The sequence below is a fragment of the Streptomyces sp. NPDC048461 genome (genome assembly GCF_055587105.1).
This window is the reverse complement of record NZ_JBVJGW010000008.1, coordinates 45043-64035: the sequence shown is the minus strand read 5'-3', so window position 1 is coordinate 64035 and position 18993 is coordinate 45043. Positions and strand designations below refer to the sequence as shown.

Genomic DNA, 18993 nt, shown 5'->3' with positions numbered 1-18993 from the left:
GGGGGGCGGCGCAGTCGGGGGGGGGGGGCGAGGGCCCGCCGCCGACCGGGTCGCCGAACCGGGCCGGCTCACCGGAATGAGCCTGGGGCTCCTCCTCCAGACCATCGTCCGGGGCACCGGTGTCAAGGCCGCCGCGGCGGCCGTCAACCTCAGGTACGACCAGCTCCGGCGCCTGCGGGAGCGCAACCCGGACGTGGACCGGCTGGTCCACGCGGCGGTCTCGCGGGCGCGCTCCCGCCGGGCGCCCAAGCCCCGCAAGCCGGTCTTCACCTACCGCATGATCAGGGACGGCGAGCCCGCCCCGGCGGGCACGAACGCCCCGGACCGGCCCGCGCCCTCGCCCGCCGCCACCGGCTGAGGGCCCCCGGACGCCGCCCGCGGGCCGCCCGTCCCGGCGGGTGCCATGCTGGGATGCGGGGGCCCGCCGGCCGGAGGTTCACGACGATGGCGATGCGCAAGACGACCGAGGCCGGTGCCGGGCCCCGCCGCACGGCCGCGGAACGTGCCGCCGAGGGCAGGGCCGCCCGGAAGCGGGCCCCGCGATCCGCCCATGGACCGTTCGAGCCGTCGCCGCACCGGGCGGATCCGGTGGACGTGATCGAGGGCCAGTCCGCCACCCGGGTCCAGGAGCTCGTGCCGATCCGCTACGGCCGGATGGCCGAGTCGCCGTTCCGCTTCTACCGGGGCGCCGCCGCGATCATGGCCGGCGACCTGGCGGAGACACCCGACTCGGGCATCCGGGTCCAGCTCTGCGGAGACGCGCACCTGCTGAACTTCCGGCTGCTCGGCTCCCCGGAGCGCAACCTGCTGTTCGACATCAACGACTTCGACGAGACGCTGCCCGGACCCTGGGAGTGGGACGTCAAACGGCTCGCGACCAGCCTCGTCATCGCCGGGCGCGAGAACGGCTTCTCCGACCGGGAGCGCGCGGAGATCGTACGGTCGGGGGTGCGCGCCTACCGCGAACAGATCCGCGTCTTCGCCGGGATGGGCAACCTCGACGTCTGGTACGCCCGGGTCGACGAATCGCAGCTCCAGGCACTGGCCGCGGGCGCGCTGCACACCCGCGGGCGCAAGAACGTGTCCCAGGCGCTGCACAAGGCGCGCGGCCGCGACAGCCGGCAGGCGTTCGAGAAGCTCACCGAGGTGGTCGGCGGCCACCGCCGCTTCGCCGCGGTCCCGCAGCTGATCACGCCGATCTCCCAGCTGGTGCCGGACCAGGAGCGCGACGCGCTCGACGGGCAGATCCGGACCCTGGTGGAGCAGTACGGACGCAGCCTCCAGACGGACCGCAGGCAGCTGCTGAGCCAGTACACCGTCGTGGACATGGCCCGCAAGGTGGTGGGCGTCGGGAGCGTCGGCATGCGCTGCTGGGTCGTGCTGCTACTCGGCCGCGACGGGCAGGACCCGCTGATCCTGCAGGCCAAGGAGGCGGGCGCCTCCGTGCTGGCCGCGCACGCCGGAGCCAGCGCGTACGCCACCCAGGGGGAGCGGGTCGTCGCGGGCCAGCGGGTGATGCAGGCCGCCAGCGACATCTTCCTGGGCTGGCAGCGGACGGCCGGGATCGACGGCCGGGAACGGGACTTCTACGTACGGCAACTGCGGGACTGGAAGGGCATCGCGGAACCGTCGCAGATGGTGCCCCGCGGCATGAGGGCCTTCGCCGGCCTCTGCGGCGTCACCCTGGCCCGCGCGCACGCCCGGTCCGGCGACCGGATCGCCATCGCCGCGTACCTGGGCCGCCGGGACGTCTTCGACCAGGCGCTCGTGCGGTTCGCGGAGAGCTACGCCGACCACAACGTGCGCGACCACCAGACCCTGACGGACGCGATCGCCTCGGGCCGCATACCCGCCACCGCGACCTGAGACGCCCCCGCCGCCCCCGCCCCCGCCCCCGCCGCCGCCCCGCCACCCCCGCCGCGGACGCGGCCGACTGGCCGTCGGCGGGGTCGCTTTCGGGTGACTCCGCCGCTCGGCGCCGGGCGCGTCCGCGCCGCCGTACCCGACCATCTCAGGCGGCCGGTCATGTTCCGGTCACGATCAGCCGGGGCGCCGCGGCGCCCCGGAACCGGGCAGCCGCTGGGAGATCACGTGCACGTCCTGCTCGTCGCGAGCGCGTTCAACAGCCTCACCCAGCGGGTCCACGCCGAGTTGCGCGACCACGGCCACAGCGTGGCGGTCGAGCTCGCCCTGCCCCACGTCCGCCTGACCGAGGCCGTGGACCGCCACCAGCCCGACCTGGTCCTCGCACCGATGCTGCGCACGGCCGTCCCCGAGGAGGTGTGGGCCGCCCGCACCTGCCTGATCGTCCACCCCGGCCCGCTCGGCGACCGCGGCCCCTCCTCCCTCGACTGGGCCGTCCGGGACCGGGCCGCCCGCTGGGGCGTCACCGTCCTGCAGGCCGAGGCGGAGATGGACGCCGGACCCGTCTGGGCCACGGCCGAGTGTCCCGTCCCGCCGGTCGGCAAGAGCGACCTGTACCGCGGGGAGGTCGCCGACGCAGCACTGCGGGCCGTCCTGCTCGCCGTCGACCGCTTCGCCTCCGGTACGTACGTCCCGCGGCCGCAGGCCACCGGCACCGCGCGCCCCGCCATGCGCCAGGAGGCCCGCCGCATCGACTGGGAGGCCGACTCCACCGAGCAGGTGCTGCGCGCCCTGCGCGCCGCCGACTCACAGCCCGGCGTACGGGACGAACTGCTCGGCGCCGCCTGGTTCCTGCACGGCGGCCACCCCGAGGACCGGCTGCGCGGCCGCCCCGGAGCACTGCTCGCCACCCGGGCCGGCGCGATCTGCCGCGCCACCGTCGACGGAGCCGTCTGGATCCCCGAACTGCGGGCGCCCCGCACCCCGGGCGGACCCGCCACGCCCAGGCTCCCCGCGACCACCGCCCTCGCCGACCGGCTGCCCCCGCTGCAAGAGCACCCGGCGCCGTTCCCCACCGACGCGCGCCGCCGGACCTGGTCCGACATCGGCTACCGCGAGGAGGGGACGACCGGCTTCCTCTCGTTCTCGTTCCCCGGCGGCGCGATGAGCACCGCCCACTGCCGGCGGCTGCTGGACGCCTACCGGGCCGCCTGCGCCCGCCCCACCTCCGTCCTCGTCCTCGGCGGCGGCCGCGACTTCTTCTCCAACGGCATCCACCTGGGCGTCATCGAGGCGGCCGCCGACCCGGCCGCGGAGTCCTGGGCCAACATCAACGCCATCGACGACCTCGTCGAGGCCGTCCTCACCACCACCGACCGGCTCGTCGTCGCCGCCCTCGGGGGCAACGCCGCCGCCGGCGGAGCCATGCTCGCCCTCGCGGCCGACGAGGTCTGGTGCCGCTCCGGCGCGGTCCTCAACCCGCACTACCGCCTCATGGGCCTGACCGGCTCCGAGTTCTGGACGTACACCCTGCCCCGCCGCGTCGGCACCGGCGTCGCCGAGAGGCTCACCACCGAGGCGTTGCCGCTGAGCGCGGAGGCCGCGCTCCGGCTCGGCCTGGTCGACCGCACGGTCCCGTGCGCCCCCGGGGCCTTCGCCGCGGAAACGGCCCTGCTCGCCTCCCGCCTCGCCGCGCTCCCCGCCACCCCCGCCCGGATCGCGGCGAAGAAGGCCCGCCGCGAGCGCGACGAGGCCGACCGGCCGCTCGCCGCCTACCGCGCGGCGGAGCTGGCCCCGATGCGCGCGACCTTCGACGATCCCGCGGCCCCGTACCACGCCCTGCGCCGGGCCTTCGTGCGCAAGGAGACCCCGGACGCCACACCGCCCCACCTCGCGCGGGCCGTGCCGGGACGGCACACCGCGCCGCTGCCCTCCCGGCAGCGCCCGTTCACCGCAATGGCCGTACATGACGGAGCACCCGGGGCGCCGGGCTGTTAGCAAGAAAGGTGAGGCCGAACGCGCGGCCCGTCACGCCCGCCGCCCGGAGCGCGCGCCTCCCCGTCCCCCGACCGCCCCGAAACCCTTCCTGAACCCCTCCCCGAGGAGGAACCCCATGAACGCAGCAACGACTGCCCCGGCAGACGACCCCCCGATCCACATCCTCTGGATCAACGCGGGGCTGAGCTGCGACGGCGACTCCGTCTCCCTCACCGCGGCGATGCAGCCCAGCATCGAGGAGATCGTGACGGGCGTCCTCCCCGGCCTGCCCAAGATCGCCGTGCACTGGCCGCTCATCGACTTCGAATGCGGCCCGATCGGCGGCGCGGACACGTTCATCGAGTGGTTCTTCAAGGGCGAGCGCGGCGAGATCGACCCCTTCGTACTGGTCGTCGAGGGATCCATCCCCAACGAGAGCATCAAGCCCGAGGGGTACTGGTGCGGCTTCGGCGACGACCCGGAGACCGGCCAGCCGATCACCACCAGCGAATGGCTCGACCGGCTGGCGCCCAAGGCCCTCGCCGTCGTCGCCATCGGTACCTGCGCCACCTACGGCGGCATCCACGCCATGGAGGGCAACCCGACCGGCGCCATGGGCGTGCCCGACTACCTGGGCTGGGACTGGAAGTCGAAGGCCGGCATCCCGATCGTGTGCGTCCCGGGCTGTCCGATCCAGCCGGACAACTTCTCCGAGACCCTCACCTACCTGCTCTACCAGGCCGCCGGCTCGGCCCCGATGATCCCGCTCGACGACAAGCTGCGCCCCACCTGGCTCTTCGGCGCGACGGTGCACGAGGGCTGTGACCGGGCCGGCTACTACGAGCAGGGCCAGTTCGCCCACACGTACGACTCCCCGAAGTGCCTGGTCAAGCTGGGTTGCTGGGGTCCGGTCGTCAAGTGCAACGTGCCCAAGCGCGGCTGGATGAACGGCATCGGCGGCTGCCCGAACGTCGGAGGCATCTGCATCGCCTGCACGATGCCCGGCTTCCCCGACAAGTTCATGCCGTTCATGGACGAACCCCCCGGCGGCAAGGTGTCCAGCGCCGCCAGCGGGGCGTACGGAGCCGTCATCCGCAGGCTCCGCGCCATCACGCTGCACACCGTGGACCAGGAGCCCAAGTGGCGCCGCACCGGCGAGAAGCTGACCACGGGCTACCGCCCGCCCTGGTGACCGCCCCGCCCACCCGCAACCGGGGGGCGCCCCGTCGGGCGTCCGGCCCGCGGCGCCCCCCGGCGCACCCCCTCCCGCACCGAAGAAGGGTCACGGCAGACACGATGGCACCGAAGACGAAGGCGGCCGGAGACGGCAGCGGCCTGGTGGAGATGGCCTGGGATCCGATCACCCGGATCGTGGGCAGCCTCGGCATCCACACGAAGATCGACTTCAAGCAGAAGCGGGTCGCGGAGTGCTACAGCACCTCCTCGGTCTTCCGCGGCTACAGCGTCTTCATGCGCGGCAAGGACCCCCGCGACGCGCACTTCATCACCAGCCGCATCTGCGGCATCTGCGGTGACAACCACGCCACGTGTTCCGTCTACGCGCAGAACATGGCCTACGGGGTGAAGCCGCCCCACCTCGCCGAGTGGATCATCAACCTGGGCGAGTCCGCGGAGTACATGTTCGACCACAACATCTTCCAGGAGAACCTGGTCGGGGTCGACTACTGCGAGAAGATGGTCCGCGAGACCAACCCGGGCGTCCTGGACCTCGCCGAGCGCACCCCCGCCCCGCACGCCGGCGAGCACGGCTTCAAGACCATCGCCGACATCATGCGCTCCCTCAACCCCATCGAGGGCGAGTTCTACCGCGAGGCGCTGCAGGTCAGCCGCTACACCCGCGAGATGTTCTGCCTGATGGAGGGCCGCCACGTGCACCCCTCCACCCTCTACCCCGGCGGCGTCGGCACCATCGCCTCCGTCCAGCTCTTCACGGACTACATGAGCCGCCTCATGCGGTACTGCGAGTTCATGAAGCGCGTCGTCCCGCTCCACGACGACCTGTTCGACTTCTTCTACGAGGCCCTCCCCGGGTACGAGGAGGTCGGCCGGCGCCGCGTGCTGCTCGGCTGCTGGGGCGCGCTCAACGACCCCGAGCACTGCGACTTCACGTACGCCAACATGACCGACTGGGGACGGAAGATGTTCGTCACCCCGGGCGTGGTCGTGGACGGGAAGCTCGTCACCAACGACCTGACCGAGATCAACCTCGGCATCCGCATCCTGCTGGGCAGCTCGTACTACGACGACTGGCAGGGCCAGGAGCAGTTCGTCACCCACGACCCGCTCGGCAACCCGGTCGACCCCCGGCACCCGTGGAACCAGCACACCATCCCCGCCCCGCAGAAGCGGAACTTCGACGACAAGTACAGCTGGGTGATGTCCCCGCGCTGGTTCGACGGCAAGGACCACCTCGCCCTCGACACCGGCGGCGGCCCCCTCGCCCGCCTGTGGTCCACCGCCCTGTCCGGCCTCGTCCACACCGACTACGTGCAGGCCACCGGCCACAGCGTCGTCATCACCCTGCCGCGGACCATGACGAAGCCCGAGACCCGCTTCGAGTGGAAGATCCCGAAGTGGAGCAACGCGCTGGAGCGCAACCGCGCCCGCACGTACTTCCAGGCGTACGCCGCCGCCATCGCCCTGCACTGCGCCGAGAAGGGCCTCGCCGAGGTCCGCGCCGGACGCACCCAGACCTGGGAGAAGTTCGAGGTCCCGGACGAGGGGCTGGGCGTCGGCTTCACCGAGGCCGTGCGCGGCGTGCTCTCGCACCACATGGTGATCCGCGACGGCAAGATCGCCAACTACCACCCCTACCCGCCGACCCCGTGGAACGCCTCCACCCGCGACACGTTCGGCACGCCCGGCCCCTACGAGGACGCCGTCCAGAACACCCCGATCTTCGAGGAGAACACCCCGGAGAACTTCAAGGGCATCGACATCATGCGCGCCGTGCGCAGCTTCGACCCCTGTCTGCCCTGCGGCGTCCACATGTACGTCGGCCCGGGCAAGACCGTCAAGCAGATGCACGTCCCCACCGGCCTGAGCGGACTGGGCGGATGAGCGCGGCCGTCGACGCCCGGCAGGCCGGGCAGCGGGTCGAGGAGGTCCTGGAACGTCTCGCCGCCGGCGGAGACCGCGAGGCCTGCGCCGCCGCCGAGGAACTGGTGCGCGTCCTGATGGACTTCTACGGCGCGGGCCTCGCCCGCGTCGTCGAGCGGATCGGCGACGAACCGCTCGCCCGGCTGCTCGACGACGAACTCGTCGCGAGCCTGCTCGCCCTGCACCACCTCAACCCCGAGGACGTGAACACCCGCATCGCCCGCGCCCTGGACGCCGCGGCCGATCCGCCCGAACTGGTCGGGTTCGACGAGGAGACCGGCGTCCTGCGGCTGCGCCCGCGGACCGCCGGGAGCGGCTGCGGCTGCCCCAGTACGGGCGCGGCCGCCCAACAGGGCATCGAGGACGCCCTGGCCTGCTTCGCCCCCGAGGTCACCCGGGTGGAACTGGAACCGGCCGGAGCCCCGCAACCGGCCCTGCTCCAGATCTCCACCCGCCCGCCGGCCCCGGCGCAGGTGCCGTGAACGGGCACCCGGCACCGGCGCGTTCGGGCGCCCCGCGCGGGCTGGGCCGGTTCACCGGCCCCCGCCCGCCCCGGCCCGAGCGCTGCGAACTGTGCGGGGTGGCCGTCCCCGAGGACGGCCACCGCCACCTGGTCGAGACCGAGAAGCGGGCGCTCGTGTGCGCCTGCACGGCCTGCTCCCTGCTCTTCGACCGGCCCGGCGCCACCACCGGCCGCTACCGCGCCGTCCCCGACCGCTACCTCACCGACCCCGACCGGCCGCTCGACGAGGGGGCCTGGGAACTCCTCCAGATCCCCGTCGGCGTCGCCTTCTTCTTCCGCAACGCCGCCCTCGACCGGTTCGTCGCGCTCTATCCGAGCCCGGCCGGCGCCACCGAGAGCGAACTCGACCCGCAGACCTGGCAGACCGTCCTCGGCACCAGCCGCCTCGCGGCCCTCCTCGAACCCGACGTGGAGGCCCTGCTGCTGCACCGCTCGGAGGGGCGCACCACCTGCCACCTGGTCCCGATCGACGTCTGTTACGAACTGGTGGGCCGGATGCGCCTGCTGTGGCAGGGCTTCGACGGCGGCGCCGAGGCCCGGGCCGCGCTGCGGACCTTCTTCGAACAGGTCGAGCGCCGGGCGAAGGTCCCGGCGGAGACCGCCGAGGGGGTCCGGCTGCCATGACGGAGTTCACCTTCACCTGCACCGGCGTGCGCGCTGACGCCTACGCGGCCGGCCCCACCCTCGTCTTCCGGCTGCGGATCACCACCGCCGACCCGCAGGCCCGGGTGCACGCCCTCGCCCTGCGCTGTCAGATCCGCATCGAACCGGCCAGGCGCGGCTACGGCCCCGCCGAGGCGGAAGGCCTCGCCGACCTGTTCGGCGAACGCTCCCGCTGGGGCACCACCCTGCAACCCGTCCAGTTCGCCCAGGTCACCGCCATGGTGCCCAGCTTCACCGGCGCCACCGAGACCGACCTCGTCGTGCCCTGCACGTACGACATGGACATCGCCGCGAGCCGGTACTTCAGCGCCCTGGAGGACGGCGAGGCACCCCTGCTGATGCTGTTCTCGGGCACCGCCTTCACCGGAGCCGGCGGCTTCCGCGTCGAACCGGTGCCCTGGGACCGCGAAGCCGCGTACCGGATGCCCGTGGCCGTGTGGCGCGAGATGGTCGAGCAGCACTTCCCGGGGTGCGGCTGGCTGCGGCTGCCCCGGGACACCATGGCCGACCTGCTGGCCTTCCGCTCGCGGCACGCGCTCGCCTCCTGGGAGGCGACCGTACGGGCCCTGCTCGAGGCCGCGGTCGTCGCCCAGCCGCCGCAACCGGACCCGGCCCGGCTGGGCGGGGCGGCGCCGCGCGTCACCGAGAGGACGGCGCCATGACCACCACGACCGTGCCGGGGTCCCTTTTCGACACCGCCCGCCAGGTCGCCGACGCGGTCCTCTTCGAGGGCTACGTCCTCTACCCGTACCGCGCCTCGGCCGCCAAGAACCGCCTGCGCTGGCAGTTCGGCGTACTGGTCCCGCCTGCCTGGGGGCCCGCGCACCGGGAACACGCCCTCCAGCAGACCGAGATCCTGATGGAGCCCAAGGGCGAAGCGGTCCTCGCCGTCGAGCTCCGCTTCCTGCACGCGCAGCGCCGCACCGTCCAACAGGCCCTGGAGGACGGCGGCTTCGCGGACGTCGCCGAACTGCACCTCGACGACCGCGTGCTCGTCCCCTGGGACGAGGGCGCCGAGGAGCGGGTCGAACTGTCCGTACCCGTGGGTGAACTGGCCGCCGGGGAGGTCGTCCTCCCGTTCCGCCGGCCCGCCCGCGAGGAGACCGAGCCCGTCCTCGCCCCCGACGGCCGGTGCCTGGGCCGCCTGGTACGGCGCACCGAGGAGGTCGAGGGCGCCGTACGGCTGCGCACCACCGAACTCGACGGCCCGTACCGGGTGGTGAAGCTCACCGCCGTCGTCGAGAACACCAGCCCGTGGACCCCGGCGGCCACGGGACCGGCCGACCGCGACGCGGCCCTGCCCCGGTCCCTGGTCGCCGCCCACCTCCTGCTCGGCCTGGACACGGGCTCCTTCCTGTCCATGACCGACCCGCCGGAGTGGGCGAAGGGGGCGGTCGCCTCCTGCGTCAACCGCCACACCTGGCCGGTGCTGGCCGGTGCGCCGGGCCGCGCCGACGTGGTCCTGTCCTCCCCGATCATCCTGGAGGACCATCCGGCGATCGCCCCCGAAAGCGCCGGCGCCATGTACGACTCCACCGAGATCGACGAGATCCTGGCCCTGCGCACCGCCGCCCTCACCGACCGGGAGAAGCGCGAGGCCCGCGGTACGGACGCCCGCGCCGCCGCGGTGATCGAACTGGCCGACTCCATGCCGCCCGAGGTGCTGGAACGCCTGCACGGAGCCGTTCGCGCACTGCGCGAGATCACCGGGCCCGACCCGGCCCTCGACCTCGTGGACCTCCCCCCGCCCGGTGAGCCCGGTCTCCCCGGCTCGCAGGACGCACCCGCCGGGCTCCGCGACCCGGACGCGGTGTTCCGGCCCGACACCCCCTGGTGGGACCCCGCCGGCGGGGACACGGCCGACCCCGTCCCCGACCACGCGCTGGTCGACGGCACCCGGGTGGGCATCGGCAGCCGCGTCCTGCTTCGGCCGGGCCCGCGGCGCACCGACGCCCAGGACCTGTTCCTGCACGGCCGCGCCGCCTGCGTCGAGGCCGTACTGCACGACGTCGACGGCGGGGTGCACCTGGCCGTCACCGTCGAGGGCGACCCCGGCGCGGACATCCGCCGCGAACAGGGCCGGTTCCTCTACTTCCAGCCCGACGAGGTCACCCCCCTGGAGGACGCGTGAGCGGCCCGACCCTGATCGCCGGCATCGGCAACGTCTTCCTCGGAGACGACGGCTTCGGTGTGGAGACCGTGCGGGCCCTGTCCGCGCACCCGCTGCCCGACGGCGTCGAAGTGGTCGACTTCGGCGTCCGCGGCGTCCACCTCGCATACCAGCTCCTCGACGGCTACGACACGCTCGTCCTCGTCGACGCCGCCGCCCGCGGCGGCGCCCCCGGCACCCTGTACCTCATCGAGCCCGACGGGGCCCCGGTCGCACCGGGCGCCGCCGTCCTCGACGGCCACCACATGTCACCCGACGCGGTCCTCGCCCTGCTCGGCACCCTGTGCGCCGGCACCGGCTCCGCCCCGCCCCGGCGGACGCTCGTCGTCGGGTGCGAACCGGCTTCCACCGAGGAGGGCATGGGCCTCAGCGGCCCGGTGGCCGCCGCGGTGCCGCAGGCCGTGCGCATGCTCCTGGACCTGATCCACCCGCAGCCACCCGAGCACCAGGACGACCGGCTCCGCCACGAACTGAGGAGTACCCCATGACAAAGGCCCAGGCCCTCATCGGCGGCGCGACGGCCGCCGCCCTCGTCGCCGTCCTGGCGCAGCTCCTCCCCGACGTCCGGCGCTACCTGCGCATGCGCAGGATGTGACCCGACGCGCCCCGGCGTCCGAATGGCGTACGGGGCGCGGGGCGCGTCGGCGTGCCCGCCCGTGACGCCACCGTCCTGCCGGTGTAATGAGCCCCGGCAGGACGGAGTCCGATGCACGAGATGTCGATCGCCATGGCCGTCGTGGGCCAGGTGGAAGAAGCGGCGCTGGCCGCCGGGGCGACCGCCGTCACCGCGGTCCGCCTCCAGGTCGGAGAACTGGCGGGCGTGGTCCCCGACGCACTCGCCTTCTGCTTCGAACTGGCCTGTGCCGGAACCGTACTCGAAGGCGCCCGGCTCACCCCCGAGACCGTGGCCGCGCGCGCCCGCTGCGGATCGTGCGAGCGGGAGTGGCACGTCGGCATGCCCCCCGAGCTGTGCTGTCCCGGCTGCGGCGGCGCGTCGGACGTCGAGCTCCTGTCGGGCCGCGAGCTGCAGATCGCCGACGTGCACTGGGAGGACGGCCCGGCCTGCGCGCCCGTCCGCGAACCGATCCCCGAGGAGGCCTGAACCATGTGCCGAGTGGTCGATCTACGACAGGCGGTGCTCGCCAAGAACGACGAGGCGGCGCACACCCTGCGCGCCGAACTCGCCGCCCGCGGCACCGTGATCGTCAACCTGCTGTCCAGCCCGGGCAGCGGCAAGACCGCACTGCTGGAGCGCGAACTCCTGCTCGCCCGTGAACGCGGAGTGCCGGTCGCCGCGCTGACGGCCGACCTCGCCACCGAGAACGACGCGGTGCGGCTGGCGCGTTCGGGCGTACCGGTCAAGCAGGTCCTCACCGACGGGCTGTGCCACCTGGAGGCCGGGATGCTGGGCCGCCACCTGGACGGCTGGCTGCCCGCGGACACCCGGCTGCTGTTCGTGGAGAACGTCGGCAACCTCGTCTGTCCGGCCTCCTACGACCTGGGGGAGGCCCTGCGCGTGGTGCTCGCCTCGGTCACGGAGGGCGAGGACAAGCCGCTGAAGTACCCGACCGCCTTCGGCCTCGCCCACCTCGTCGTGGTGACCAAGACCGACATCGCGGAAGCCGTCGAATTCGACGAGGCGGCTTTCCTGGCCAACGTCCAGCAGGTCAACCCCGGCGTGGAGGTGGTGTTCACCTCGGCCCGCCGCAGCGCGGGTGCGGGGGCCCTGCTCGACCGGGCCCTGGCGGTCGCCGGCGGAGCCGCACCGCACGCGCCGGTGATGGCTCAGCGGCAGCGGGCCGAGGCGCACGACCACGACCACGATCACGGGCCGGACCACGACCACGGTGACGGGCACCATCACGGACACGATCACGGTGACGGCCACGACCACGGCCACCACCACGATCACGATCACCGTCACACCCCCACCCCCACCGACGGCCCCGCCCACGACGCGGGCCGCGGCACGGTGCCGTCCGAGCCCGCCGTGCTCCGGCCCGGGGCCCCGTCCACCGTGGTGCCGACCCGCTGATGGAGTCGGTGCAGCGACGCCGGGTCACCGTCACGGGGGTGGTGCAGGGCGTCGGGTTCCGGCCCTACGTGTACACCCGCGCGACCGGCCTGGGCCTCGCCGGTCACGTCACCAACACCCCCGAGGGCGTGGTCGCGGAGGTCGAGGGCGCCGCGGCGGCCGTGACGCGGTTCTGCGACCGGCTCGCCGCGGACGCGCCCCCGCTGGCCGTGGTGGACCGCGTCGACCACTGCGAGGTCCCCGCCTCGGGCGGCGCCGGGTTCACCATCGTCGCGTCCCGCACCGGCGGCCCCGCCCGTACGCTCGTCTCCCCGGACGTGGCCACCTGCGCCGACTGCCTCGCCGAACTGGCCGACCCGGCCGACCGCCGGCACCGCCACCCCTTCATCACCTGCACCCACTGCGGGCCCCGCTTCACCATCGTCACCGGGCTGCCGTACGACCGCGCCCACACCACCATGGCCGGCTTCCCGATGTGCCCCGACTGCGCCCGCGAGTACGCCGACCCGGCCGACCGCCGCTTCCACGCCCAGCCCGTCGCCTGCCCGGCCTGTGGGCCGCGCCTGCGGCTCCTCGCCGGGCACCCGCCCCGCGAGGTGCCCGCCGCCGACCCGGTCGCCGAGGCCCGCCGCCTCCTGGCCGCCGGGGCGGTCCTCGCCGTCAAGGGGCTCGGCGGCTACCACCTCGCCTGCGACGCCGCACACGCCGGAGCCGTGGCCGAGCTGCGCCGGCGCAAGGCGCGCGGGGACAAGCCGTTCGCCCTGATGGCCCGCGACCCCGCCGACGTCGAACACCTCGTCCACCTCGGCCCGGTGGAGCGCGAACTGCTCACCGGGGGAGCACGCCCCATCGTGCTGCTGCGCCGCCGGACCTCCTGCGACGGAGCCCTGCCCGAGGAGGTCGCGCCGCGCTGTCCCGACCTCGGCGTGATGCTCCCGTACACCCCGCTGCACCACCTGCTCCTCGGCCTGCCCGGCGATCCGCCCGGCCCCCGCCTGCTCGTCATGACCAGCGGGAACCTCTCCGGCGAGCCCATCGTGACGGACGACGCCGAAGCCCTGGACCGGCTCGCCGGCCTCGCCGACGCCTGGCTCGCCCACGACCGGCCGATCCACGTGCCCTGCGACGACTCCGTGGTACGCGTCTGCGACGGTGAGCCGCTGACCCTGCGGCGCTCGCGCGGCTACGCCCCGCTGCCGCTCACCCTCCCGGTCCCGGTGCCCGCGGCCCTCGCCGCCGGCGGGGATTTGAAGAACACCTTCTGCCTCGGCGAAGGCCGCCGGGCCTGGCTGTCCGCCCACATCGGCGACATGGGCGACCTCGCCACCCAGTACGCCTTCGAGCGCGCCGAGGGCCGCCTGGAGTCCATCACCGGCGTCACCCCCGAACTCCTCGCCGCCGACCGGCACCCCGGCTACCGGTCCGCCCGGTGGGCCGAGGGCGCCGCGGCCGGCCGGCCGCTGGTCCGCGTCCAGCACCACCACGCCCACGTCGCCTCCGCGATGGCAGAACACGGCCTGGACGGAACCCGGCGGGTCATCGGCGTCGCCTTCGACGGCACCGGCTACGGCGACGACGGCGCCGTCTGGGGCGGCGAGGTCCTGCTCGCCGACTACGCCGGGTACACCCGCTTCGCCCACCTGGCCTACGTGCCCCTGCCCGGCGGCGACGCCGCCGTGCACCGCCCGTACCGGATGGCCCTGTCCCACCTGCGCGCCGCCGGGATCGCCTGGAGCCCGGACCTGCCCTGCACGGCAGCCTGCCCGCCCGACGAACTGCGCGTCTTGGAAACCCAGTTGGCCCGCGACCTGAACTGCGTGCCCACGTCCAGCATGGGGCGCCTCTTCGACGCCGTCTCGGCCCTGGCGGGCGTCTGCCAGGTCGCCGGGTACGAGGCCCAGGCCGCGATCGAGCTGGAGGCCGCCGCCCTCGGCGCACCGGCCCCCGGAGCACCCGAGCCCGGCGCCACGGCACCGTCCTCCGGTCCCGGGTACGCCTTCGCCGTCCGCCCGCCCGCGGGCGGAGCGCCGGGCCCGCTCACCGCGGACCCGGCTCCCGTCCTGGCCGCCGTGGCGGCCGACGTCCGCGCGGGCGTCGCCCGTTCCGTGATCGCGGCCCGTTTCCACGCCGGCGTCGCCGGTCTCGTCGTCACCCTCTGCGGCCTCGCCCGCGCGGGCCACGGCCTGGACACCGTCGCGCTGACCGGCGGGGTCTTCGCCAACACCCTGCTCTCCTGCGCCTGCGCCCGCGCCCTGCGCGCGGACGGCTTCACCGTCCTGCGCCACGGCCGGGTCCCCCCGGGCGACGGGGGCCTGTCCCTGGGACAGCTCATGGTGGCGGCCCACGCCACGGATCACCACCCACAGCAAGGAGAACCCCATGTGCCTGGCGGTACCCGGCAGAGTGCTTGACATCGGGGAGAAGGACGGGACCCGGATGGCCACCGTCGACTTCGGCGGCGTGCAGAAGGAAGTGTGCCTGGAGTACCTGCCCGACCTCCAGGTCGGCGAGTACGCCATCGTCCACGTGGGGTTCGCCCTGCAGCGGCTCGACGAGGAGTCGGCCCGCCAGACGCTCGAGCTCTTCGCCCAGCTCGGCATGTTGCAGGAGGAGTTCGGCGACCCGTGGGAGCAGGCCGCACAAGCCGCAGGCGGTGACTGGCCCTTCGGCGACGCGTCCGCCGAACAGCCCGCCGGGGACGCCCCGCAGGAGGAGGCCCGAAAGTGAAGTACATCGACGAGTTCCAGGACCCCGAGCTCGCCCGCCGGCTGCTCGACGACATCCACGCCACGGTGACCCGCCCCTGGGCCCTGATGGAGGTCTGCGGCGGCCAGACCCACACCATCATCCGGCACGGGATCGACCAACTCCTGCCCGATCAAGTGGAGTTGATCCACGGCCCCGGCTGTCCGGTGTGCGTCACCCCGCTGGAGGTCATCGACAAGGCGCTGGAGATCGCCTCCCGTCCGAACGTGATCTTCTGCTCCTTCGGTGACATGCTGCGCGTTCCCGGCACCGGTCGCGACCTGTTCCAGGTGCGCAGCGAGGGCGGCGACGTGCGCGTCGTGTACTCCCCGCTCGACGCCCTGAAGATCGCCCGGCAGAACCCGCAGCGCGAGGTCGTCTTCTTCGGGATCGGCTTCGAGACCACGGCCCCGCCCAACGCCATGACCGTCCACCAGGCCAAGAAGCTCGGCATCCGCAACTTCAGCCTGCTGGTCTCGCACGTCCGGGTGCCGCCCGCGATCGAGGCCATCATGCGGTCGCCGAGCTGCCGGGTCCAGGGCTTCCTGGCCGCCGGGCACGTGTGCAGCGTGATGGGCACGGGGGAGTACCCCGCCCTCGCGGAGCGCCACCGGGTCCCGATCGTGGTGACGGGATTCGAACCGCTGGACATCCTCGAAGGCGTACGGAGGGCCGTGCACCAGCTGGAGCGCGGCGAGCACACCGTCGACAACGCCTACGCGCGGGCCGTCCGCCCCGAGGGGAACCCGGCCGCCCTCGCCATGCTGGAGGACGTCTTCGAGATCACCGACCGTGCCTGGCGCGGCATCGGGGTCATCCCCGACAGCGGCTGGCGGCTCTCCGAGCGGTACCGGGAGCACGACGCCGAGCACCGCTTCTCGGTGACGGGCATCAAGACCCTCGAGCCGGCCGAGTGCCGCAGCGGCGAAGTCCTCCAGGGGCTGCTCAAGCCGCACGAGTGCGAGGCCTTCGGCACTCTGTGCACCCCGCGCAACCCGCTCGGCGCCACCATGGTCTCCAGCGAGGGCGCGTGCGCGGCGTACTACCTGTACCGCCGCCTGGAACTCACCCCGGCCCCGCAGGCCGGGACCGCCGCACCGCTGGAGGCGAGCCCCGTTGCCTGACACCGCACTCGACATCACGGGCTGGACCTGCCCGGCGCCCCTGCGGGACCGCCCGCGCGTGGTGATGGGCCACGGCGGCGGCGGCGCGCTCTCCGCCGAACTCGTCGAGCACCTCTTCGCCCCGGCCTTCGGCGGCGAGGTGCTGTCCCGGCTGGGCGACTCCGCGGCCGTCACCCTCGGCGGCGCCCGCCTGGCCTTCTCCACGGACTCCTACGTGGTGCGGCCGCTGTTCTTTCCCGGCGGCAGCATCGGCGACCTCGCGGTCAACGGCACCGTCAACGACCTCGCCATGAGCGGCGCCCGGGCCGCCTACCTGTCCTGCGGGTTCATCCTGGAGGAGGGCGTCGAGATCTCCGTCGTGGCGCGGGTGGCCGAGGCGCTGGGCGCCGCGGCGCGCGCGGCGGGCGTGGAGGTGGCGACCGGTGACACCAAGGTGGTGGAGGCGGGCCACGGGGACGGCATCTACGTCAACACCTCGGGGATCGGGCTGATCCCCGAGGGGGTGGACCTGCGCCCGCAGCGGGTGGTGCCGGGCGACGTCGTCATCGTCAGCGGCGAGATCGGCCTGCACGGCGTGGCCATCATGAGCGTGCGGGAGGGGCTGGAGTTCGGCGTCGACGTCGAGAGCGACTGCGCCGCGCTCGGCGGCCTGGTGCAGGCGATGCTCGCCGTGACCCCGGACCTGCACGTCCTGCGCGACCCCACCCGCGGCGGACTCGCCGCCTCCCTCAACGAGATCGCCGCCGCGTCCGGCGCGGGCGTCGTCATCCAGGAGGGCCGGATCCCGGTGCCGCCCGCCGTGGCCAACGCCTGCGCCATCCTCGGGCTCGACCCGCTGTACGTGGCCAACGAGGGCAAGCTGGTCGCCTTCGTCCCGCGGGAGCACGCGGACGCGGTGCTCGACGCCATGCGGGCCCATCCGCTGGGGCGCCACGCCCGGGTGATCGGCGAGGCGGTCGAGGCCCACCCCGGCCTCGTCGTCGCCCGTACGGGCCTCGGCGGGACCCGCGTGGTCGACCTCCCGATCGGCGAGCAGCTGCCGCGCATCTGCTGACGTACGGCGGCGCCCCCCGCGCCGTCTCCCGGGTTCCGGGCAGGCGCGGGGGGCGCGGGCGGCCCTACGCTGGTCTTCTGGAGGAGGTGCACCATGGCGGAGCACGACGGCGGTCCCTCGGCGCGGAACCTGGAGGAGGGCCGGCTCCTGAAGGAGCTGGAGGCCATCCACCGCACGCGCCACGAAACCCTGCTGCACGGGTCCGACGACGCGCTGGTCACCCACACGCAGCGGATGAACGAGCTGGAGCACGAGTACGTGCGCCGTCATCCGCAGCGCGCGCAGACCGCGGGCCGCACCCGCTCGGGCGCCAGGGCCCGCCACTCCGAGGAGTAGCCCGGCCGGGCGCACCGGCCCGGTTCAGTCCTCGGTGGTGTAGCGCACCCGTGCCCACAGGGGCAGGACGAACCAGCAGAGCAGGTACCAGGCCAGGACCCCGGAGACGATCCAGGGCACGATCGCGTTGTGCGTGGCCACGCGCAGGACGAGCAGCAGGGCGAACGTCAGCGTCGCCAGCAGCAGCACGATGCCGACGAAGGTGAGCCGGGACGCCCAGGCGACCGCTTCGGGCTTGATCCGGCGCCCCGAGACGATGCGGTGGAAGGCGACCGGCCCGATGAGGGCGCCCGTGGCCATCGATCCCAGGATCACCGTGATGATGTAGAGCGTCTTGTCCGTCTGGTCGAGCCCCTGGAAGTGCGGGGTGAAGACGACGGTCAGCAGGAAGCCGAACAGGATCTGCACGCCCGTCTGGGCGACCCGTATCTCCTGGACCAGCTCCTGCCACTGCCGGTCCGCCCGCTCCACCGCGGTCTCGTTCCGGCCGTCGCCCGGAACCTCGTCGACCGTGTCCGCATCCGCGTCCGCCCCGGCGCCTCTGTGTTCGTGGCTCATGTGTTCTCCCTCCCCGAGTGTGCTCCGGCGTCTACCCGGACGCCGCCCCGTCATGCAGGCGCGGACCTGCGGTTCTGCCCGATCCGTCGCCGGTCCGCGGGAGCAGGGCGTCGAGGCGGCCGCGGCCGAGATCTGCGGTGCGGGATGTATCGGACTTGCCTCATGTGAGACAAATTTGTATCGTTCGAGGCGAAGGAGGCTCATCATGGTGCACGAAGAGGAACTGCTGGACGGCGCGGCGCGCGTCCTGGCGGGCGACCACAGTGCGTCGATGGTCCAGATCGCCGCGGGCATCGGGACCAGCCGCGCCACGCTCAGCCGCCGCTACGCCACCCGCGAGGCCCTGCTGAAGGCCGTCGCGGACCGGGCGATCCGGGTGGTCGACGGCTGCCTCGGCCCGGTCGACCTGCCGGACACGGCCGACGGCGCCGCCTTCGACGCCGCGCTGGAGGAACTGGTCGTCGCACTGCTGCCGGCCGCCCACCTCTACGGCTTCACCACGCGCGACGCCACCGTCCTCGCCGATCCCGAGTTCCGGGCCGGCGTGGACCGGCAGGACCGGCGGGCCCTCGCGTTCCTCGCCCTCGGCCAGCGGCTGGGCCGGCTGCGCGGCGACCTGCCGCCCTACTGGATCTGGTACTCGCTCTGGGGGCTGCTCGACGCGGCCGCCGAGGGCGTGCGCGACGGCCACCTCGCCCCCCGCGAGATCGGCCGCCTGGTCCTGACGTCCTTCCTCGGCGGGACGCGGCCCGCCGCGCCGCCCCCCCGCCCCCCCCCCCCCCCCCCCCCCCCCCCCCCCCCCCCCCCCCCCCCCCAAAACCCAAA

20 protein-coding genes are annotated in these 18993 nt (G+C 74.0%); 19 read left to right on the top strand and 1 reads right to left on the bottom strand.

Going from position 1 to position 18993, the window contains the following annotated elements; translation table 11 throughout:
* Positions 1-76: 76 nt before the first annotated feature.
* The 18 genes from ACZ6S8_RS16105 to ACZ6S8_RS16020 all read left to right on the top strand — a co-directional run bounded on the left by ACZ6S8_RS16105 (position 77) and on the right by ACZ6S8_RS16020 (position 17610).
* Positions 77-358, top strand: a complete 282-nt coding sequence (locus ACZ6S8_RS16105; protein WP_469456125.1) for a hypothetical protein — start codon at positions 77-79, stop codon at positions 356-358.
* Positions 359-444: 86 nt separating this feature from the next.
* Complete coding sequence (locus ACZ6S8_RS16100) at positions 445-1866, top strand: DUF2252 domain-containing protein (RefSeq protein ID WP_469456124.1); 1422 nt, start codon at positions 445-447, stop codon at positions 1864-1866.
* A gap of 225 nt (positions 1867-2091) precedes the next feature.
* Positions 2092-3861, top strand: coding sequence for an enoyl-CoA hydratase-related protein (locus ACZ6S8_RS16095; protein WP_469456122.1), 1770 nt, complete (start codon positions 2092-2094; stop codon positions 3859-3861).
* Positions 3862-3976: 115 nt separating this feature from the next.
* The gene (locus ACZ6S8_RS16090; protein ID WP_469456120.1) at positions 3977-5032 is read left to right on the top strand and encodes an NADH-quinone oxidoreductase subunit B family protein; all 1056 of its coding nucleotides are present in this window, start codon (positions 3977-3979) and stop codon (positions 5030-5032) included.
* A gap of 104 nt (positions 5033-5136) precedes the next feature.
* Entirely contained in the window at positions 5137-6921 is a 1785-nt protein-coding gene (locus ACZ6S8_RS16085; RefSeq protein ID WP_469456119.1) for a nickel-dependent hydrogenase large subunit, read from the top strand.
* The gene (locus ACZ6S8_RS16080; RefSeq protein WP_469456117.1) at positions 6918-7442 is read left to right on the top strand and encodes a hypothetical protein; all 525 of its coding nucleotides are present in this window, start codon (positions 6918-6920) and stop codon (positions 7440-7442) included. Before ACZ6S8_RS16085 ends, ACZ6S8_RS16080 begins: the two co-directional genes overlap by 4 nt.
* The gene (locus ACZ6S8_RS16075; RefSeq protein WP_469456116.1) at positions 7439-8107 is read left to right on the top strand and encodes a DUF5947 family protein; all 669 of its coding nucleotides are present in this window, start codon (positions 7439-7441) and stop codon (positions 8105-8107) included. Before ACZ6S8_RS16080 ends, ACZ6S8_RS16075 begins: the two co-directional genes overlap by 4 nt.
* Positions 8104-8808 (top strand): DUF6084 family protein, encoded by a 705-nt coding sequence (locus ACZ6S8_RS16070; RefSeq protein ID WP_469456115.1) that lies wholly within the window; start codon positions 8104-8106, stop codon positions 8806-8808. The genes ACZ6S8_RS16075 and ACZ6S8_RS16070 overlap by 4 nt, the downstream gene beginning before the upstream one ends.
* Positions 8805-10277, top strand: coding sequence for a hypothetical protein (locus ACZ6S8_RS16065; RefSeq protein WP_469456113.1), 1473 nt, complete (start codon positions 8805-8807; stop codon positions 10275-10277). The genes ACZ6S8_RS16070 and ACZ6S8_RS16065 overlap by 4 nt, the downstream gene beginning before the upstream one ends.
* Positions 10274-10804 carry a hydrogenase maturation protease gene (locus tag ACZ6S8_RS16060; protein WP_469456112.1) on the top strand — a complete coding sequence of 177 codons (531 nt, stop codon included), beginning with the start codon at positions 10274-10276 and terminating at the stop codon, positions 10802-10804. The genes ACZ6S8_RS16065 and ACZ6S8_RS16060 overlap by 4 nt, the downstream gene beginning before the upstream one ends.
* The gene (locus tag ACZ6S8_RS16055) at positions 10801-10911 is read left to right on the top strand and encodes a DUF6893 family small protein (protein ID WP_469456110.1); all 111 of its coding nucleotides are present in this window, start codon (positions 10801-10803) and stop codon (positions 10909-10911) included. Before ACZ6S8_RS16060 ends, ACZ6S8_RS16055 begins: the two co-directional genes overlap by 4 nt.
* Positions 10912-11022: 111 nt before the next feature.
* A complete protein-coding gene (locus ACZ6S8_RS16050; RefSeq protein ID WP_469456109.1) occupies positions 11023-11418 on the top strand; it encodes a hydrogenase maturation nickel metallochaperone HypA/HybF in 396 nt (131 codons plus the stop codon).
* Positions 11419-11421: 3 nt separating this feature from the next.
* Positions 11422-12351, top strand: a complete 930-nt coding sequence (gene hypB, locus ACZ6S8_RS16045) for a hydrogenase nickel incorporation protein HypB (protein WP_469456107.1) — start codon at positions 11422-11424, stop codon at positions 12349-12351.
* Positions 12351-14762: a carbamoyltransferase HypF gene (gene hypF, locus ACZ6S8_RS16040; RefSeq protein ID WP_469456105.1), complete on the top strand. Its 2412-nt coding sequence runs from the start codon at positions 12351-12353 to the stop codon at positions 14760-14762. Before hypB ends, hypF begins: the two co-directional genes overlap by 1 nt.
* Complete coding sequence (locus tag ACZ6S8_RS16035; protein ID WP_469456104.1) at positions 14731-15078, top strand: HypC/HybG/HupF family hydrogenase formation chaperone; 348 nt, start codon at positions 14731-14733, stop codon at positions 15076-15078. Before hypF ends, ACZ6S8_RS16035 begins: the two co-directional genes overlap by 32 nt.
* Entirely contained in the window at positions 15075-16220 is a 1146-nt protein-coding gene (gene hypD / locus ACZ6S8_RS16030) for a hydrogenase formation protein HypD (protein ID WP_469456102.1), read from the top strand. Before ACZ6S8_RS16035 ends, hypD begins: the two co-directional genes overlap by 4 nt.
* A complete protein-coding gene (gene hypE / locus ACZ6S8_RS16025) occupies positions 16213-17274 on the top strand; it encodes a hydrogenase expression/formation protein HypE (RefSeq protein ID WP_469456101.1) in 1062 nt (353 codons plus the stop codon). Before hypD ends, hypE begins: the two co-directional genes overlap by 8 nt.
* 93 nt (positions 17275-17367) lie before the next feature.
* Positions 17368-17610 carry a DUF6158 family protein gene (locus ACZ6S8_RS16020; RefSeq protein ID WP_469456099.1) on the top strand — a complete coding sequence of 81 codons (243 nt, stop codon included), beginning with the start codon at positions 17368-17370 and terminating at the stop codon, positions 17608-17610.
* Between the two features lie 24 nt (positions 17611-17634).
* Here ACZ6S8_RS16020 and ACZ6S8_RS16015 read toward each other — a convergent pair whose 3' ends face one another.
* Complete coding sequence (locus tag ACZ6S8_RS16015; protein WP_469456098.1) at positions 17635-18168, bottom strand: DUF6328 family protein; 534 nt, start codon at positions 18166-18168, stop codon at positions 17635-17637.
* A 205-nt stretch (positions 18169-18373) separates the two neighbouring features.
* Between ACZ6S8_RS16015 and ACZ6S8_RS16010 the strand changes: the two genes are divergently transcribed.
* Positions 18374-18993 (top strand): TetR/AcrR family transcriptional regulator (locus ACZ6S8_RS16010; RefSeq protein WP_469456097.1); only part of this gene is annotated, 620 nt, incomplete at its 3' end.

What these genes read in the sequence shown, in the direction of transcription:
- ACZ6S8_RS16055 (WP_469456110.1), top strand. Translation starts at nt 10,801, where the DNA reads ATGACAAAGGCCCAGGCCCTCATCGGCGGCGCGACGGCCGCCGCCCTC.
- ACZ6S8_RS16080 (WP_469456117.1), top strand. Translation starts at nt 6,918, where the DNA reads ATGAGCGCGGCCGTCGACGCCCGGCAGGCCGGGCAGCGGGTCGAGGAG.
- ACZ6S8_RS16035 (WP_469456104.1), top strand. Translation starts at nt 14,731, where the DNA reads ATGTGCCTGGCGGTACCCGGCAGAGTGCTTGACATCGGGGAGAAGGAC.
- ACZ6S8_RS16020 (WP_469456099.1), top strand. Translation starts at nt 17,368, where the DNA reads ATGGCGGAGCACGACGGCGGTCCCTCGGCGCGGAACCTGGAGGAGGGC.
- ACZ6S8_RS16015 (WP_469456098.1), bottom strand. Translation starts at nt 18,168, where the DNA reads ATGAGCCACGAACACAGAGGCGCCGGGGCGGACGCGGATGCGGACACG.
- hypB (WP_469456107.1), top strand. Translation starts at nt 11,422, where the DNA reads ATGTGCCGAGTGGTCGATCTACGACAGGCGGTGCTCGCCAAGAACGAC.
- hypF (WP_469456105.1), top strand. Translation starts at nt 12,351, where the DNA reads ATGGAGTCGGTGCAGCGACGCCGGGTCACCGTCACGGGGGTGGTGCAG.
- ACZ6S8_RS16070 (WP_469456115.1), top strand. Translation starts at nt 8,104, where the DNA reads ATGACGGAGTTCACCTTCACCTGCACCGGCGTGCGCGCTGACGCCTAC.
- ACZ6S8_RS16065 (WP_469456113.1), top strand. Translation starts at nt 8,805, where the DNA reads ATGACCACCACGACCGTGCCGGGGTCCCTTTTCGACACCGCCCGCCAG.
- ACZ6S8_RS16050 (WP_469456109.1), top strand. Translation starts at nt 11,023, where the DNA reads ATGCACGAGATGTCGATCGCCATGGCCGTCGTGGGCCAGGTGGAAGAA.
- ACZ6S8_RS16090 (WP_469456120.1), top strand. Translation starts at nt 3,977, where the DNA reads ATGAACGCAGCAACGACTGCCCCGGCAGACGACCCCCCGATCCACATC.
- ACZ6S8_RS16085 (WP_469456119.1), top strand. Translation starts at nt 5,137, where the DNA reads ATGGCACCGAAGACGAAGGCGGCCGGAGACGGCAGCGGCCTGGTGGAG.
- ACZ6S8_RS16100 (WP_469456124.1), top strand. Translation starts at nt 445, where the DNA reads ATGGCGATGCGCAAGACGACCGAGGCCGGTGCCGGGCCCCGCCGCACG.
- ACZ6S8_RS16105 (WP_469456125.1), top strand. Translation starts at nt 77, where the DNA reads ATGAGCCTGGGGCTCCTCCTCCAGACCATCGTCCGGGGCACCGGTGTC.